The 12,997-nt window shown below is 74.3% G+C and carries 14 protein-coding genes; 5 read left to right on the forward strand and 9 right to left on the reverse strand.

Annotation, left to right across the window (positions count from 1 at the left end):
• Nucleotides 1-28: 28 nt before the first annotated feature.
• Entirely contained in the window at nt 29-883 is an 855-nt protein-coding gene (locus tag E1265_RS23290; RefSeq protein WP_132932951.1) for an NAD(P)-dependent oxidoreductase, read from the reverse strand.
• 197 nt (nt 884-1,080) lie between these two features.
• On the opposite strand from E1265_RS23290, the gene E1265_RS23295 reads away from it, so the two are divergent.
• The gene (locus tag E1265_RS23295) at nt 1,081-2,307 is read left to right on the forward strand and encodes a vanadium-dependent haloperoxidase (RefSeq protein WP_243741041.1); all 1,227 of its coding nucleotides are present in this window, start codon (nt 1,081-1,083) and stop codon (nt 2,305-2,307) included.
• Nucleotides 2,308-2,352: 45 nt separating this feature from the next.
• Here E1265_RS23295 and E1265_RS39510 read toward each other — a convergent pair whose 3' ends face one another.
• Nucleotides 2,353-2,832 carry an amidohydrolase family protein gene (locus tag E1265_RS39510; RefSeq protein ID WP_243741043.1) on the reverse strand — a complete coding sequence of 160 codons (480 nt, stop codon included), beginning with the start codon at nt 2,830-2,832 and terminating at the stop codon, nt 2,353-2,355.
• The gene (locus tag E1265_RS39515; protein WP_243741044.1) at nt 2,805-3,113 is read right to left on the reverse strand and encodes an amidohydrolase family protein; all 309 of its coding nucleotides are present in this window, start codon (nt 3,111-3,113) and stop codon (nt 2,805-2,807) included. The genes E1265_RS39510 and E1265_RS39515 overlap by 28 nt, the downstream gene beginning before the upstream one ends.
• A gap of 118 nt (nt 3,114-3,231) precedes the next feature.
• Between E1265_RS39515 and E1265_RS40785 the strand changes: the two genes are divergently transcribed.
• Nucleotides 3,232-3,513, forward strand: a complete 282-nt coding sequence (locus E1265_RS40785) for a hypothetical protein (RefSeq protein WP_347877237.1) — start codon at nt 3,232-3,234, stop codon at nt 3,511-3,513.
• 519 nt (nt 3,514-4,032) lie between these two features.
• Here E1265_RS40785 and E1265_RS23305 read toward each other — a convergent pair.
• Both E1265_RS23305 and E1265_RS38195 read right to left on the reverse strand, forming a co-directional pair.
• Nucleotides 4,033-4,770 carry a class I SAM-dependent methyltransferase gene (locus tag E1265_RS23305; RefSeq protein WP_132932952.1) on the reverse strand — a complete coding sequence of 246 codons (738 nt, stop codon included), beginning with the start codon at nt 4,768-4,770 and terminating at the stop codon, nt 4,033-4,035.
• 156 nt (nt 4,771-4,926) lie between these two features.
• Nucleotides 4,927-5,103 carry a zinc-binding dehydrogenase gene (locus E1265_RS38195; protein WP_207931174.1) on the reverse strand — a complete coding sequence of 59 codons (177 nt, stop codon included), beginning with the start codon at nt 5,101-5,103 and terminating at the stop codon, nt 4,927-4,929.
• Between the two features lie 829 nt (nt 5,104-5,932).
• Between E1265_RS38195 and E1265_RS23315 the strand changes: the two genes are divergently transcribed.
• A complete protein-coding gene (locus tag E1265_RS23315; RefSeq protein WP_132932953.1) occupies nt 5,933-6,325 on the forward strand; it encodes a helix-turn-helix domain-containing protein in 393 nt (130 codons plus the stop codon).
• Between the two features lie 16 nt (nt 6,326-6,341).
• Here E1265_RS23315 and E1265_RS23320 read toward each other — a convergent pair whose 3' ends face one another.
• Nucleotides 6,342-6,977, reverse strand: a complete 636-nt coding sequence (locus E1265_RS23320) for a flavin reductase family protein (RefSeq protein WP_243741042.1) — start codon at nt 6,975-6,977, stop codon at nt 6,342-6,344.
• Nucleotides 6,978-7,041: 64 nt separating this feature from the next.
• Here E1265_RS23320 and E1265_RS23325 point away from each other — a divergent pair, with 64 nt between their 5' ends.
• The gene (locus tag E1265_RS23325) at nt 7,042-7,767 is read left to right on the forward strand and encodes a helix-turn-helix domain-containing protein (protein ID WP_132932955.1); all 726 of its coding nucleotides are present in this window, start codon (nt 7,042-7,044) and stop codon (nt 7,765-7,767) included.
• Between the two features lie 10 nt (nt 7,768-7,777).
• On the opposite strand, the gene E1265_RS23330 is transcribed toward E1265_RS23325, so the two are convergent.
• Nucleotides 7,778-9,208 carry a BNR repeat-containing protein gene (locus tag E1265_RS23330; protein ID WP_132932956.1) on the reverse strand — a complete coding sequence of 477 codons (1,431 nt, stop codon included), beginning with the start codon at nt 9,206-9,208 and terminating at the stop codon, nt 7,778-7,780.
• Nucleotides 9,209-9,379: 171 nt separating this feature from the next.
• Between E1265_RS23330 and E1265_RS23335 the strand changes: the two genes are divergently transcribed.
• The gene (locus E1265_RS23335) at nt 9,380-10,276 is read left to right on the forward strand and encodes a TauD/TfdA family dioxygenase (RefSeq protein ID WP_132932957.1); all 897 of its coding nucleotides are present in this window, start codon (nt 9,380-9,382) and stop codon (nt 10,274-10,276) included.
• A gap of 296 nt (nt 10,277-10,572) precedes the next feature.
• On the opposite strand, the gene E1265_RS23340 is transcribed toward E1265_RS23335, so the two are convergent.
• Together E1265_RS23340 and E1265_RS23345 are read right to left on the reverse strand one after the other, a co-directional pair.
• Nucleotides 10,573-11,475 (reverse strand): glutathione S-transferase C-terminal domain-containing protein, encoded by a 903-nt coding sequence (locus E1265_RS23340; RefSeq protein ID WP_132932958.1) that lies wholly within the window; start codon nt 11,473-11,475, stop codon nt 10,573-10,575.
• Between the two features lie 342 nt (nt 11,476-11,817).
• Nucleotides 11,818-12,924 (reverse strand): LLM class flavin-dependent oxidoreductase, encoded by a 1,107-nt coding sequence (locus E1265_RS23345; protein ID WP_132932959.1) that lies wholly within the window; start codon nt 12,922-12,924, stop codon nt 11,818-11,820.
• Nucleotides 12,925-12,997: the final 73 nt, after the last annotated feature.

Here is a 12,997-nt window from a genome sequence, read left to right on the forward strand (position 1 = left end):
GCCCACCACCGCCCCCGCCGACGCCCGACTAGACGTGGTCGCGCCAGCTGTGGGTGGGCGCGTAGCCCAGCAGGCGGCGGGCCTTGGCCGTGGACATCAGCGACTCGTGGCGGCCGAGTTCGGCCCGGACCTCGACGTCGGGGAACTCGGCGGCGGCCAGCTCCGCCGACGGCGTGGACATCACCGTGTCGGGGCTGGCGATGACGAACACCTCCATGCCGGGGTTCGCGTACTCAAGGCCCCTGCGGACGGCCTGGGCGCCGTCCCTGGCGTCGATGTAGGACCACAGGTTCCAGCGGCGGATCCGCGGATCCGCGTCGAAGGAGGGGAAGTCGGCGTAGTCCGGCACCTCCATGACGTTGGAGAAGCGGAGGCCGACCATCTTCAACTCCGGGTCCCAGCGGCAGAGCTGGGTAGCCAGCTGCTCCTCGAGGTGTTTGGCGAGCGAGTAGTTGCTCTCCGGGCGGGCCGGGTACTCCTCGTCGATCGGGAGGTACGGCGGCGGGGTGTCGAAGGGCAGGCCGAGCACCGTCTCGCTCGACGCCCACACCACGTTGCGGATGCCGGCCAGCCGGGCGGCGGTGAAGACGTGGTAGGTGGACGCGATGTTGTTGCCGAAGACGGCCGTGTTCGGCACCAGACCGGGGGCCGGGATCGCCGCGAGGTGCGCGACCGCGTCGACGCGGTCGTAGCGGTCGTCCACGGCCGTGAGGGCCCCCACGACCTGGCCGTAGTCGGTGAGGTCGACCCGGACGAACGGGCACAGCGGCTCGGCCGGGGGCACGCGGTCGAGGTTGACCACCTCCCAGCCGTGGTCGAGCAGCTCCCTGACGACGGCGCGGCCGAGCTTGCCGCTCCCGCCGGTGACGGCGACGCGTGGCATGAGATCACGTACCTTCGTTCACGATCGGTGGCTCACCTGGTGCGAGTCGAGGGTCAGCCAATCACAGATGTTCGCCACGACGCCGAAACGGTGGCTTCACGGGAGGCCAGGGCGGCGCAACGTGGGGGTGCGACGATGACGACCGCGGTTGCCGCGGCCGCCGCTCCTCTCGTCATCCTTCGCGTCAGGAGCCCTCGTTGAGCAGAATTCCCGCACGCCTGCCCGCCCGCCTCACCACCGCCGTCGCGCTGGCCGCCGTCGGCGCCCTCACCGTGCCGTCCGGCGCCGCCACCGCCGGCGAGCGGCCGGTGGACGTCGCCGTCGAGTGGTACGACGTCACGGCGGACTCCGTCGCCGCCGCCGGCGCGTCCACACAGGTGACCAACAACCGCATTTGGGCCATCGGTTGGACGGCCGCCGCACGGGCGCTCCGCGTGGACGACCGGGCCGAGTTCCAGGAGGCGGCCCTGGCCGGGGCGGTGCACGAGGCGTTGAGCGCCCTCGTCCCCGCGCGCGCCGCCGAGTTGGACGCCGCGCTGGCGGAGACCCTGGACCGGGTGCCCGACGGCGCCGCCGAGGACGCCGGCCTCACGGCCGGCCGCGCCGAGGCCAGAGTGCTGTTGGCCGAGCGCGCGGGCGACGGCCTCGACCCGGCCTCGGTCAACGTGGCCTTCCCCGTGCCGGAGCCGGCGCCGGGCGTCTGGCAGCCGACCCCGCCGGCGCACGGCCCGGCGTTGCAGGCCGGCGCCCGGAACGCCAGGCCCTTCCTGCTGGCCAGCGGCGACCAGTACCGGCTCGCGCCGCCGCCCGCCGTCGACTCGGCACGCCACCGGGCCGACCTCGTCGAACTCGCGGCCTACGGCTCGATCGACAGCACGGTGCGCACCGAGCACCAGACGGAGACCGCCGCCTTTTGGTACGGCTCCTCGCTCACGCTCTACACCGAGCCGCTGCGCGTCGCGCTCAGCCGGTCAACCGAAGGCCTGGCGGAGCGGGCCGAGCTGGTGGCGCTGTCCCATGTGGCGCTGGTGGACACGGCGATCGCCACGTCCGACAGCAAGTACGCCCACCTCGCCTGGCGTCCGGTCACGGCGCTGCGCGCGGCGGGCGACGCCGACTGGACCCCGCTGCACGTCACGCCCTCGCACCCGGACTACCCGAGCGGCCACAACACCTACTCGGGCGCGGCCGAGGGCGTGCTCACCGCGCTGGTCGGGGCACGCACGGCCCCGTTCGAGCTGACCAGCCCGACCGCGCCGGGCGTCACCCGGACCTACACCACCTGGCGGCAGCTGTCCCTGGAGAACATCGACGCCCGGGTGTTCTCCGGCATCCACACCAGGACGGCGGACACCGCGGGCATCCGGCTCGGCAGGACGGTCGCCGCGCACACCCTGCGCAACGCCGAAGCGCTGTTCGACTGACGCACCCGCTGCCGCTCGCCGCCCGCCGGAGGCGAGCGGCAGCGCTCAGCCGTGCGTCCTGCGGCCCGCGAGCCAGGTGCCGAGCACCGGTATGCCGGCCAGCGCGTGCGCCGGCCGCGCCGCCGGGTCGGCGCCGAGCGCCACCAGGTCGGCGGCGGCGCCGACTCGGATCGTGCCGCTCTCGCCGTCCCGGAACGCCTGGTGAGCGCTGCCCGCCGTGTAGGCGTCGACGGCGCGCCGCAGGGTGAGGCGCTGCTCGGGGATCCAGCCGCCCGGCGGCCGGCGGGCGGCGTCCTCGCGGGTGACGGCGACGGCGAGGCCGGCCAGCGGGGCGTGGTCCGAGACCGGCCAGTCGCTGCCGAACGCGAGCCGCGCGCCCGCGCGGACCAGGCTGGCCAGCGGGTACTGGACACCGCCCCGGCCGTGGCCGATCCGGGGCAGCGTCAACTCGGTCTGGGTGAGGTCGAGTTGTGCCCACAGCGGCTGGGCGTTGGCGATCACGCCGAGCTCCGCGAAGCGCGACAGGTCGGCGGGGTGACGAGTTGCGCGTGCGCGATCACCGGCCGCCGGTCGCGCGGGCCGTTGACCGCGGCGACGTGGGCGATGGCGTCCAGCGCCTGCCGCACCGCCGCGTCGCCGATGGCGTGCGCGTGGATCTGGAAGCCCGCCGCGTCCACCGCCGCCATGACGTCGCCGAGCTCGCCCGCCGGCCAGTTGGGGATGCCCCGGCTGTGCGGGCAGTCCAGGTACGGTTCGAGCAGCGCGGCGGTGCCGGCCTCGACGATGCCGTCGACGAAGAACTTCACGGTGTCCGCCGACAGCAGCGGCCCGCCCTCGGCCCGTACCCGCTCGCGCGTCGCCCGGTAGTCGTCGAGCCGACCACGCCAGGACCCGGGCTCGGCGAGCAGCGCCAGGTTGACCCGGGTGCGCAGCGCCCCCCCGCCGGGCGGCCAGCAGATAGCCCGCCACGTCCGCCGGTTCCACCCAGGCGTCCTGCACCCAGGTGACGCCGGCCGCCGCGAACGCGCGCCCGGCCAGGTCGAGCGCCTCGGCCTGGTCCTCGACGGCGACCGGCGGCAGCAGGTCGAGCACCAGCCGGGTGGCGCCCGGCTCGCGCAACGTGCCCACCGGCGCGCCGAGTTCGTCGCGCACGATCTGGCCGCCCACCGGCTCCGGCGTCGCCGCGGTGAGTCCGGCCCGGCGTAACGCCGCGCCGTTGCACCACACGGTGTGGAAGTCCGAGGCCCGCAGCACCACGGGGCGGTCGGGCACCGCCCGGTCGAGGTCGGCCGCCCGGAACACCCCGTCGGGCGCCAGGGTCGGCGCGTACCCCAAGCCCTGGATCCACTCCTCGCCGGGGTGGCGCTCGGCGAACCGGCGCACCGCCGCGACGACCTCCTCCACGGTCTGGCACTCCCGCACCGGCGCGTGGCGCGTCTCGAGGCCGCCGAGCAGCGGGTGGGCGTGGCCGTCGTGGAAGCCTGGCAGCAGGCTGCCGCCGGCCAGGTCGACGACCTCCGCCGCCTCCCGCCAAGGCCGCGGCCTTCTCCCCCAGCGCGACGATCCGGCCGCCGGCCACGGCGAGCGCCGTCTCCTCCCGCCCGTGCTCCGCCCAGACCGTGCCGTTCACGAACACGATGTCGGTCATCCGTTCCCGTCCCCCCTGACCGCCCCGCCCTGCCCAAGGGTTCCCGGGCGGCGACGTCGCGAACCGGGGGTGGTCGGTCAGCCGTTCGTCGGCCGCAGCACCAGGCAGAGGAAGCCGAACGCGTCGCGGTACCCGCGTAGCCACTGGTCGCGGTGGGTGGTGGCGCGGGTCAGGGCCGTGGCGGCGGCGGGGTCATCCGGGTGATCGAGGGCCCAGGAGGCGAGGGAGCCGGTCCAGGACCACTCGTAGCCGTCGAGTTCGCGGCGGCTGCTGATGTGGCCGTGGACGGGGGTCCAGCCGTCGGCGGTGACCGTGTCGACGGTGGTCGGCAGGTCGGCGAGGTCGCCGAGTATCTCGACGGCCTCGGGCGTCGGTTGGTGCGCCCAGTAGCCGTCGCCCACCAGGACGCGCCCGCCGGGCGCCAGGTGGGCGCGGGCGGCGGCAAGCGTGGGGAGCAGGCCGCCGAAGGCGTGGGTGGCGCCGACGCACAGCACCACGTCGAACGCGTGCGAGGCGGGGAACGCGGCGGCGTCCCGGTGGTGGAGGGTGAGGCGGTCGTCGACGCCGAGCCGCCGGGCGACGGCGCTCGCCTCGGCCAGCGCGCCCTCGGCCGTGTCCACGCCCTCGGCCCGCAGCGCCTGATGCGCCGTCAGGGCGCGCAGCAGCCACTCGCCGCGCCCGCAGCCGAGGTCGAGGACGCGCTCGTCGCCGCGTCGGATGCCGTGGTCGAGCAGGCGCCGCACGGCGTCGTCGTCGAGCGGTGCCGCGACGGGGTGGTCCGTGTGGGCGAGCCTGGAGATCTGTTCCCGGTCCATGGCGCGGAGACTGCCATGCCGCCCGCCGCCCCGCATCTCGATTCGGAGCGGCTACGCGCCCAACCGGTCGGCGCCGAAGGGCCGGTTGGCGTCGGGCCGGATGAGGTGGCGGGCGACGTCGAGGAGTTGCGCCCAGGTCCGCGCCCGCCGAAACGCTCACGGCACCAGCAACCACCGTCCCCGTTGCCCGCCGCCGGCGACCTTCTCGTAGGCCGTGGCGGCCTCGGCCAGTGGCACCCGTCCCGCCACCCGCGGCTCGAGTACGCCGTAGGCGGCCAGGGCGAGCAGTTCGGCGAGCCTCGCGCCGTCGGGCCGAACGCTCTCGATGGCCACCTCGATGCCCGCTCGGGGGTCGCGGGTGACGCCGACGGCACGCCGACGAACGTCCCGCCGTCGCGGACCGCGCCGAGGGCCGTCGTCTGCAGGACGGCACCGTCGACGACGGCGTCGAACGACGGCTCTGGCAGCCGGGTGACGAGCGCGCGGGCCCCGGCCCGCAGCACGAAGTCGCGGTCGGACGCGCGCGCGAGGCCGGTGACGGCCCAGCCGGCGCGGGCGGCCAGCGCGACGGCGTACCCGCCCACGGCGCCGGCGGCGCCGGTGACCAGCAGGGTCCGCCCGCCGGCCGGGCCGAGCCGGTCCACAAGACGCGCCGCGGTCAGGGCGTTCAGCGGGACGGAGGCCGCGTCGACCTGATCGAGGCCGCCCGGCAGCGGCGCGGCGGCCGTCGCCGGCACGACGGTCTCCTCGGCGTGCGCGCGGACCCGGGCCGTGAAGTCGCCGTGCACCGCGGCGACCGGGTCGCCGACCGAGAAGCCGGCGACCTCGGCGCCGGTCGCGGTGACGACGCCGGTGAGGGAGAGACCGAGGCCGACGGTGCCGGCGAGGCCGAAGATCGCCCGGGCCTGGCCGCCGGCGAAGAGGGTGTCGACGAGGTCGACCTAGGCCGCCGTGACCCGCACCCGCAGGTCGCCGGGGCCCAGCGGTGGCAGCGTCACCTCCTCGATGGCGGGGGCCGGGGCGTCGGGCTTGGACACGAGTGCGAGCGTCACGCTGACTCTCCTTCTGAACCTTCTGGAAGGTGGACTACACAACCTTCGGCGCCCTACTCTCTTTTGGGAAGTAGATACTTCAAAGTGGTGTAAGCACCCAGAGGTAAGCCATGGACGTGACCACCGCCGACGTTCCGCCGGGTCGGTTCGACGCGTTCGCCGCCTCCTGCCCCAGCCGCCAACTGCTCGACACCATCGGCAACAAGTGGTCGAGTCTGGTGATCGTGGCGTTGGGGCTCGGCGGTCGGATGCGTTACTCGGAGCTCTCCGCGCGGATCGCCGGGGTGAGCCAGAAGATGCTGACCCAGACCCTGCGGGGTCTGGAACGGGACGGCCTGCTGACCCGCACGGTGACCCCGTCGGTGCCCGTCCGCGTCGACTACGAGCTCACGCCGCTCGGCCTGTCCCTGCTCGAGCCGATGCGCCACCTCAAGGAGTGGGCCGAGGCGCACATGGCCGAGGTGGACCTGGCCCGCGCGGAGTACGACAGGAACGACGGCTGACCACGCGCCGCCGCCGCTAACCGCCGGCCGCCGCGGCGTGGTCGCCGGCCCGCGGGGTCTCGCTGCGGAAGGTGTGGCCCAGCTCCGGGCCGAGACCGAAGTAGTGGCGGAAGTTGTAGATCAACGGGCTCCACGCGCCGGGGTCGACGTGGTGGGTGCCGGGAAGCACGATCCGGGGGTCGGCGTGGACCTTCCGCACCGCCGCCTCCACGATCAGGAAGCCGCCGGAGGCGTCGGGGCGCACCCGCTCCGCCCGGGCCTCAAGGTGAAGTGGGCACTCGGCGACCCGAGGGGGCCGGACGGTCTCGGAGGGCTGCTCCCGCAGGCCGGCCGCCGCGAACTTGCGGGGTTCGAAGCGGAAGTGGGCCGCCTTGGCCTCCGGCACCGGGTTTCGGCCGGTGAGCGGCGCGAGCCGTTCCACGGCCGGCCACAGCTCGGGGCCCGGCAGGTTGATCACCAGCTCGGGTCGGTCCCGCAGATTGCGGGCCGTCTGGCCCCGGGAGCCCAGGCCAAGCACGACGGTCCTGCCGAGGGCCCACGCGGAGGACATCGGCGCGAGGTTGAACGAGCCGTCCGCGTTCTCCGTGGAGAGCAGCACCACCGGGGTGCCGAAGTACAGGATGCTCGGTTCGATCGGAACATGGCTGGTCATGGCGGGCACGCTAGACCTCGGACGCTTCGGCCGGCGCCAAAGCGTCGTCGGCGACAATGGGCTCATGGACACCACGCCGGTCCGCGCCGCGGGCCCCGACCTGGCCGCCGTGGCCAGGCTGCTCGCCGACGGCACCCGCGCCGGCTTCTGCCTGGCGCTGCTCGACGGTCGGGCGTGGACCGCGACAGAGCTGGCGCGCCACATGGGCGTCGCCGCCTCCACCACGACCGAGCACCTGAACGCGCTGGTGCGCGGCGGGCTGCTCGGTGAGGAGCGGCAGGGGCGGCACCGGTACGTACGGCTCGCCGGGCCGCACGTAGCCGACCTGGTCGAGGGCCTCGCCGCGCTGGCGCCGCCACGCCAGGAGCCGCCGCGCTCGCTGTCGGCGGCCGGCCGGCGGGACGCGCTGGCGCACGCCCGCACCTGCTACGACCACCTGGCGGGGACGGTGGGGGTGGCGATAACCGACGCGATGGTCGGGCGGGGCCTGCTGGATCTGGCACACGGGCTCGCCCTCACCGCGGCGGGCCGCGACTGGCTCGCGGAGCTCGGCGTCACCGTCCCGGCCGGCACCCGCCGCCCCTCGGTGCGCTCCTGCCTCGACTGGACGGAGCGCCGCCCGCACCTCGCGGGCGCGGTCGGGGCGGCGCTGTGCCGGCACGCCCTCGACGAAGGCTGGGTCTCCCGCGTGGGCTCGACACGCGCGGTGATCATCACGGACGTGGGCCGCGAGGCGCTCCGCGCTCGGCTCGGCCTTCCCGAGCGACTGCTCGTCCGCGCGAGTCGCTGACGACGGGGCCTCAGCCGCGCGGGAGTTGGAAGTCGATGACGCGCAGCGGCGAGGGCGTGGTGCCGGTGGAGCGCTCCTGGTAGAGGACGGAGAGGACGCCGTCGACGGGGACCCGGGTGGAGTCGACGACGACCTCGCCGAAGGCGTTGAGGGACGAGGTGCCGTCGTAGAGCAGGGTCCAGTCGGTCCAGCCACTGGCGGCCGAGGCGGCGACGACGCGCACGTACGGCATGACGACGTAGGCGTTGTCCTGGGCGTCGAGCACCAGTTGGGAGCGCTGGCTCGACCGCAGCGGGACCGGGATCTCCCGCTTGTGCCACGCGCCGGCCGCGTCCCGGTGGACGTGGAAGTTGTAGCCGTTGGCGATCCGACCGGTCACGTAGTTCCCAACACACTGGCCGAACCTGCCCGGGACGTAGCTGATCAGGGCGTGGGGCCGGCCGGCCGAGTCGACGGCCTGGGACTCCTGGTTCATCAGCGCGTGGTCGGGGCTCAGCGGATCGACCACGATAGGGGAGTTGACCGAGACGAGCTGGGTTCCCGTGGTGCCGACGACGGTGCCCGCCGCGTTGGTCCAGGTGCGGCCGGCGTCGGCGCTGCGCAGGTAGACGGTGTCGTGGTTGGTGAGGTTGGCGCCGCAGGTCACGGCGGTCGACTGCTCGCGCCAGGTGCCGAAGACGTGCAGCCGGCCGTCGCGGCCGTAGTCGAGGCCGTGCAAATAGAGGTTGCGGGAGCGGCTGCTGCCGTACCCCGTGGTGTAGGTGCCGGTGGCGCTGGTCCAGGGGCCGAGGTTGGTCCAGCGGGTGCCGTCGTACTCGGCGAGCGCTGCCTGGCCGTTGCCCGAGTAGCCGGTGCGGTAGCTGAGTTGGAGCCGGCCGGCCGGCGACACCACAAACTGCGGGTAGGTGAAGGTGGTGGTGAGGGCGGTGCCGTCCATACTGGTCTGGACGGGGCCGAAACGGTCGGCCCGCCAGGGGTGGGAGGCCGGCGAACCGGCCAGGCCCGCCACCGACTTGACGTAGAAGTAGCCGCTGCTGTGCGAGTCCATCACGAGGTGGAGCCGGCCGTCGGCCGGCGAGACTCCCACCGAGATGACGTTGTGCGAGTCGTCGATGGTGAGCGCGTGTCCGACGGTGGTCCTCGACCAGCTGGTGGAGGTCAGGGCGCGGCGGGCGACGGTGGCCTGGCGGTCGGCGGCGTACCAGACGGCGTACTGGTGGCCGTTGTGGGTGAGCAGCCCGTGCTTCTGGAAGGCGTTGTTGTTGACCAGGCCGTCGTAGGAGACGAAGTAGAGGGCCGTCGCGTCGAGCAGGGTGCTGCCGCGGACGGTGACGGCGGGGGCGGCCGCGGCGGCGCTGGCACGCCCGGCGGCGAGGCCGGCCAGGGCGGCGGTGCCGATGGCGGACTGGATCACGCTTCTGCGGTTGGGCGTGCGGGGCATGGCGCACTCCACGCTCTCCGGCTGAATGGATTCAACCCACCACAGTACCGGATGACGGGTCGCGCCGGCAGCGCTTGGGACGTGAATTCCCCAACTCCGGAAACGGGTTTACCTCGCCACGCGTTTTACAAGATCGAGGCAGAGTCGCACCTCCGTACGAAGGGTCCGCGCATGACCACCGCACCCCCCACTCTCCGCATCACCCGCCTCGGCGGCCGGATAGGCGCCGTCGTCGAAGGCGTACGGCTCGGCGGCGATCTGACGCCCGCGACCGTGGCCGAGATCAGGGCCGCCGCGTTGGCCCACAAGGTGATCTTCTTCCGGGACCAGCACGAGTTGGACGAGGAGGGGCACGAGGCGTTCGGACGGCTCTTCGGCTCCCTCTTCGCGCATCCCACCGTGCCCGCGGCCGACGGGCGTTACGCGTTCCCCGTCGACTCCGAGCACGGCGACCGGGCCAACCGCTGGCACACGGACGTCACGTTCGTGCCGGCCTATCCGGCGTTCTCCATCCTGCGGGCGATCACCATCCCGCCCTACGGAGGCAACACCGTCTGGGCCAACACGGCCACCGCCTACGCCGGTCTGCCCGCGCCGCTGCGCGCCCTGGCCGACGGCCTGCGGGCCATCCACACCAACGAGTTCGACTACGCGGCCGTCCGCCCCGAGGCCGACGCCAAGCAACTGGCCAGGTTCCGCGAGGTGTTCGCGGCCACCCGGTTCCGCACCGAGCATCCGGTGGTGCGGGTGCACCCGGAGACCGGCGAGCGCACCCTGCTCCTGGGCAACTTCGTGCAGCGCCTGGCAGGAGTGCGGGCCAGAGACTCGCAGTTGCTGTTCGAGCTGTTCCAGGGGCACATCGAGCGCCCGGAGAACACGGTCCGCTGGCAGTGGCGGGCCGGCGACGTGGCCATGTGGGACAACCGCGCCACCCAGCACTACGCCGTCGACGACTCGGACGGCCACCAGCGCTCGCTGCGCCGGATCACCGTGGACGGCGAGGTGCCGGTGGCGCCCGACGGGTCCACCAGCCGGCTGCTCGAGCCGGCCGAGATGCCGGCACGCTGAGCGCTTCGCCGGAGCCGCGTGAGCGTGCCCGCCGGCCGGCCATGGCAAGGCATGTCTGATAGTTCCGGCGGATCAGCGAGCGGATGGCGCACGCCTGGCAAGGTGCCCCACGTCGCGGAGCGAGACGTGGGGCACCGCGCAGCTCGTACGTGGCCGTGCTTGCCCAGCCTCCAGGCCGGGGGCTCGTCGCGAGCCCGCCGGGGATTGTCAGACGGCTCCTGGTGGCGCCCCCGCCGCGGAGCCGTCCCGCGTCACGGCCGGCGCCCATCGGGGCGGCGCTTTCGAGGGGAGCGCGCTCAGCGCGGGCGGCGCTCGCTGGCCGGCGAGGGCAGCAGGTCGTCGGTGGCCGTCCAGTCGATGATCTGGACGGCCGCCCCCGCCGCCTCGAGCCCCCGGCAGTCGTGGTGGTGCCGGCGCTCAATCTCGTCGAGCCGCAACTGGCCGGCGAAGGCCGGGTTCGCCAGCAGCCGGCGGGCGAACGCCCACAGCCGCGGGTGCGCCGCGATCCGGTGCACCGCGTCAGCGTCCAGGTGCCAGCGGTGCACGGTGTCCAACTGCACGAGCGTCACCCAGAGATGCACGTCGGCGGCGGTCAGCGTGTCGCCCACAAGGAAGGGGCGGCTCGCGAGCCGCTCCTCGAGCGTGCCGAGCGCGCCGAGCAGGATGGTGAGCGCGTCCGCCCGGCCGGCGCGGTCGCCGCCGGCCTGCCCGGCGCCCTGGGCCGCCTCGGTCACGTCCCGGTCGAGGAGCCGGCCGAGCGCCCTGATGTCCTCCGCCGCCGCCCGCGGGCAGAGGTCGGGCGCGTCCGCGCCGCCGAAGCGCAGCGCCAGGTCGCGCAGGATGTCGGGCGCGTGGTTGCTGACCACCCGGCCCGTCCACCGGTCGGCGAGCACGGGGGCCTTGCCGGGCCCCGGGTAGCGGTGGTTGGTCGCCTCGTAGGGTTCGCGCAGCACCGCGTAGCCGGCGCCCGGCGCGTCCGGCACGGGCGGCAGCAGGGTGCGGGTGACGCGGTCCTCGAGGCCGAGCAGGGCGTGTGTGATGGCGATGCGCAGGCAGCCGGGACAGGAGAGCGACAGGTAGAGGTGGTAGCGGTGGGCGGCCGGGTAGTAGCCGTGGGCGGCGTTGGGACCGATCCGGCCCCTGATGAACGGCGTGGGCGTACCGGCGGGCGACGACGTCGTGGAGCTGGACCTGGACATGGTTCTCCCTCGCGGGCGGACGGGAACGGGCGTGAGGCGAACGGCCGGACGAGAGGCGGAAGGGGTGCGCCCGGGCAGGCGGGAGCGGCGGTCGGCGGCGGGGTGCCGCGACCGCGTCAGCCTCGTTGGTAGGAGCTTGAGACCCGGAGCAGGTCGATGTGGCGCCGGGACGTCAACAGCCGGCGGGGCGGGAGGGTTCGCGTGGCGGACGCCGGGGCGGACGGCAGCGGGCGGAGCCGGTCGGCGGCCAGCCCTCCGTCGCCCATCGTGCCCGCCGCCCCTCGGTCCTTCGGTGTCCGTCAGCGTTCGTCAACCACGGCCACGGCCACCCGGCCGGGCCGGTCAGCCGGCCGCCGCGGCCGGCGCGCGCCTGGCCGCCAGCTCCGCGTCGCGCCTGGCCACCTCCTCGCGGACGAGGGGGATGACGTGGCGCCCGAAGTCGATGGCGTCGCCGAGCAGGTCGTAACCCCGCGCCGAGATGGTGTCCACTCCGAGGGCGTGGTAATCCAACAGGGCGGCGGCGACCGTCTCCGGCGTGCCGACGAGGGCGTTCGAGTTGCCCGCGCCGCCGGTGGCGGCCGCGGTCGGGGTCCACAGCGCGCGGTCGTGGCGCTCGCCCCGCTCGGCGATGGCGATCAGCCGCCGCGATCCCGTGTTCTCGGGGGCGAACTGGCCGTCGTCGCCACGCCGTTCCCTGATGGCGCCGAGCGTGCGGTACGCCTTCTCCCAGGCCAGTTCCTCGGTCGGGGCGATGATGGGCCGGAACGCGACCTGGATGCGCGGCACTTCGCGGCGGCCGGCGGCGGCCGCGGCCTGCCGGATGGACTCGATCTGCTGGGCGGTCTCGGCCAGCGGTTCGCCCCACAGGCAGTAGACGTCGGCCTCGGCGCCGCCGGCCGCCAGGGCGGCGGGCGAAGAGCCGCCGAACGAGACGCCGGGGCGCGGCTGTTGGACGGGGAAGACGTCGCTCACGTAGTCGTGAAAGGTGTAGTGCTCGCCCGCGTGGTCGAAGGGCTCGTGGGTGGTCCAGATCTTCTTGACGATCTGGATGTACTCGCGGGTGCGGGAGTAGCGCTGGTCCTTGGTGAGCGTGTCGCCCTCGCGTCGCTGTTCGTGGTCGTTGCCGCCGGTGATGAAGTGCACGGTGAGGCGGCCGCCGCTGATCTGGTCGAGGGTGGCGAAGGTGCGGGCGGCGAACGTCGGGTAGGAGACGTTGGGCCGGTGGGCGAGCAGGATGTTCAGCCGGTCCACCCTGGCGGCCAGGAACGCGGCGGCGGTGGTCGGGTCCGAGGAGCCGGAGCCGTAGGCGAACAGCACCCGGTCCCAGCCGTGGTCCTCGTGGGCGCGGGCGAGGCGGAGGGTGTAGTCCGGGTCGAACGCGGCGCCGGAGCGTGCGGTGGTCTCCGAGCCGTCGTTGGTGGCGGCGATACCGAGGAATTCGACGGGCATGGCGATGGGCCCCTTCGATGGCGAGGTACGACAGGGCGGGGTGCGACAGGGCAAGGTGTGGCAGGGCGGGGGC

The sequence above is a fragment of the Streptomyces sp. 8K308 genome (genome assembly GCF_004348315.1).
Taxonomy (GTDB): domain Bacteria; phylum Actinomycetota; class Actinomycetes; order Streptomycetales; family Streptomycetaceae; genus Streptomyces.

Bases quoted from the DNA above. Each gene is read 5' to 3' on its own strand.
- E1265_RS23290 (WP_132932951.1), bottom strand. From the start codon at position 883: ATGCCACGCGTCGCCGTCACCGGCGGGAGCGGCAAGCTCGGCCGCGCC.
- E1265_RS23305 (WP_132932952.1), bottom strand. From the start codon at position 4,770: ATGGACCGGGAACAGATCTCCAGGCTCGCCCACACGGACCACCCCGTC.
- E1265_RS23315 (WP_132932953.1), top strand. From the start codon at position 5,933: ATGGACGTGACCACCGCCGACGTTCCGCCGGGTCGGTTCGACGCGTTC.
- E1265_RS23320 (WP_243741042.1), bottom strand. From the start codon at position 6,977: ATGACCAGCCATGTTCCGATCGAACCGAGCATCCTGTACTTCGGCACC.
- E1265_RS23325 (WP_132932955.1), top strand. From the start codon at position 7,042: ATGGACACCACGCCGGTCCGCGCCGCGGGCCCCGACCTGGCCGCCGTG.
- E1265_RS23330 (WP_132932956.1), bottom strand. From the start codon at position 9,208: ATGCCCCGCACGCCCAACCGCAGAAGCGTGATCCAGTCCGCCATCGGC.
- E1265_RS23335 (WP_132932957.1), top strand. From the start codon at position 9,380: ATGACCACCGCACCCCCCACTCTCCGCATCACCCGCCTCGGCGGCCGG.
- E1265_RS23340 (WP_132932958.1), bottom strand. From the start codon at position 11,475: ATGTCCAGGTCCAGCTCCACGACGTCGTCGCCCGCCGGTACGCCCACG.
- E1265_RS23345 (WP_132932959.1), bottom strand. From the start codon at position 12,924: ATGCCCGTCGAATTCCTCGGTATCGCCGCCACCAACGACGGCTCGGAG.